The sequence below is a fragment of the Rhodococcus sp. T9N genome, assembly GCF_024436645.1.
In the GTDB taxonomy this organism is placed as follows: domain Bacteria; phylum Actinomycetota; class Actinomycetes; order Mycobacteriales; family Mycobacteriaceae; genus Rhodococcus_F; species Rhodococcus_F qingshengii.
On sequence record NZ_JAMSKS010000056.1, the window covers coordinates 1 to 2,149 of the forward strand.

The window sequence follows — 2,149 nt, forward strand, 5'->3', positions numbered from 1 at the left end:
CACGCCGCCACCCCCACAAGCTGCGATGAGGTCGGTCAACCCCGGATCAGGCGCGGTCACGACGACACCCCCGGTTCGCCAGTTTGGGCAGAGCAGTGGCAGGCCGCGATGTCGAGATGGCCGCGTGAGTAGTGGTGGTCATGCACCGACCTCGGATCTGTGCAACCGATCAGTGTGCATCCCTTCATCTGCGGCGCGGTCACGACGACACCTCGACAGACGCGTCCGAACAGTTTCGGCCAGCCCGACACAACTCAGCGATAGCATCCACCTGAGACCTGATGAGATTCCGACGTTCTTCGGTTTTCTCTTTGTACGCGTCAATACTTTGCGTCGCCCTTGATGACTCACTGGCCTGATATTGAACCCACCCAGTAATCGGAGCGTCGTACCCAAGCCAACCTAAGTATTGCCGGCGATGTTTCGAGCACATAGTCATGCCGCCACCCCCGCAAGCTGGGCCATCAACTGACGGCCGATGAGCTCGGTGAATTTCGGTGGGATGCATTCAGTGATCTCCTGGTGGGTTTCCATCCATGGAACCTCCATTGCCTCACGCCACTCGTCGAGTGTCCCCTTGCCTCCGCCCTTGCCGTAGGGGGCGACATATGGTCCGTCGTAATAGGTTCCATGCCTCCACCCTCGAACCCTGCCGCGATGCTTCTGATGCTCCGGTTGCGTGACCTCGAAACCTGTGACCTCGAAGTAGCGGTGCCGGATCACGCCGAGCCCGAACATTTCCCCGCACAGGGTGAGGTCGCGTCGGAGGTCTGAGCCTTGGACGTTTTCGATGATCGTCGGCACCGTGAGTTCCGCGAATGCTGCACGTGTGGCGGGGATCAGGTTGATGTGGTTGCCGGCGGTTGCACGCTGATTCCCTTTGATGAGGGTGCATGATGCCTGGCATGGCGGGGAACCGTGTACGGCGTCGTATTCGTGGCCGTGTGCGGCGAGGTATTCGAGTGCGTCACCTTGAACAAAGGCATCTCCGGCGTAGTTGGGTTGGGGGTTGATGTCGACGCCTGTGACGTGGAAGCCTGCGTTTTGGTATCCGCGGGCAGCGCCACCAGCGGCGGAGAACAGGTCGAGGATGTTGTAGGTCATGCTCACCCCTCCTCGGCCGCAACGAACGGGGCGGTCATGATGCACTCCCGAAGTCGAGTACTTCTTGCGCGCATCTACGGGCGATGATCTCGCAGTACTTTTCTTCCAACTCGACGCCGATCACTTTGCGGCCCAGGTTCTTCGCTGCTACCAGGGTCGCTCCTGAACCGGCGAAAGGATCAGCGATCACGCCGGGCGGGCACTTCTCGATCAGGCGCTCCATGAGTGACAGGGGTTTCATGTTCGGGTGTTCGCGGCCCTTGGATGCCCACGAAACGACGGTATGACCGGTCAGGATTGAGCTTCCACGGTGCCCGACATACCCCTTTCCTAGGATGTATATTTCTTCCCAGTTGGGACGCCAGGGAACCGATAGATCACCCATTCCGACACCCAGTCCCTTATCCCAAATCAATACCGTGTGGGTCGCTGCGGGTTTGGGCATCTTCCATGATCCAAACGCGATAGCCGGTCGGTCCCCCCATGCGTCAATGACAGAGTCGCGGGCGGTCAGGTCGTGATCGTTCGCAATCGCAGTATTAGCCCAAGGGGAATGTCCGCCTCTGGTGTCGCCGCGGCGCGAGCCATTCAGTTTTACGTTGTAGCCATATGGCGGGTCGGTAACCAGCACGTCAGCCTCAAGCCATTCGCGGTGTTCGGTGAGACAGTCCCCGTGGTAGAGCGTCACGTGGTCGTCTTGGTAATAGAGGCTCATGCGTGACCTGCTTCGGTTTCGGTGGGGGCAGGGACAACCGGCGAGGAGAGGGCTTCCAGGACCTCGATGTACGAGAAGCAGCTGGGAACGACAGTGAACTGGTCGTTCTCGGCGTCCCAGAATCCGCTACTGGACAAGACGAAGGTGTCTACGTACGGATTCGAGTCAGGCCATTCGAGGGCGCTTGACCATCGCGTGACGCTCGCCCGGATGCGGTCGCCAACCTTGGTGGGCAGCTCCGCTTTCGTCTCCTCCTCGGCGGGTTCGGCAGGGGCGGGCCTGTCGTTGCCCTCGTCATCGAACGGACCAAGTTCCGTGGTGAATGGGTGG

At 60.2% G+C, this 2,149-nt stretch carries 3 protein-coding genes; all 3 read right to left on the reverse strand.

All coding sequences use genetic code 11. The features are described 5' to 3' along the window. Positions 1-435 precede the first annotated feature (435 nt). A complete protein-coding gene (locus tag M1L53_RS32950; RefSeq protein ID WP_261949500.1) occupies positions 436-1,104 on the reverse strand; it encodes a DNA methylase in 669 nt (222 codons plus the stop codon). 34 nt (positions 1,105-1,138) lie between these two features. Further along, positions 1,139-1,819 carry a site-specific DNA-methyltransferase gene (locus tag M1L53_RS32955; protein ID WP_261949501.1) on the reverse strand — a complete coding sequence of 227 codons (681 nt, stop codon included), beginning with the start codon at positions 1,817-1,819 and terminating at the stop codon, positions 1,139-1,141. After that, a partial coding sequence (locus M1L53_RS32960) for a hypothetical protein (protein WP_261949502.1) occupies positions 1,816-2,149 on the reverse strand: 334 nt, incomplete at its 5' end. The genes M1L53_RS32960 and M1L53_RS32955, both read right to left, overlap by 4 nt.

Coding starts and splice junctions, on each gene's coding strand:
- M1L53_RS32950 (WP_261949500.1), bottom strand. CDS start 1,104: ATGACCTACAACATCCTCGACCTGTTCTCCGCCGCTGGTGGCGCTGCC.
- M1L53_RS32955 (WP_261949501.1), bottom strand. CDS start 1,819: ATGAGCCTCTATTACCAAGACGACCACGTGACGCTCTACCACGGGGAC.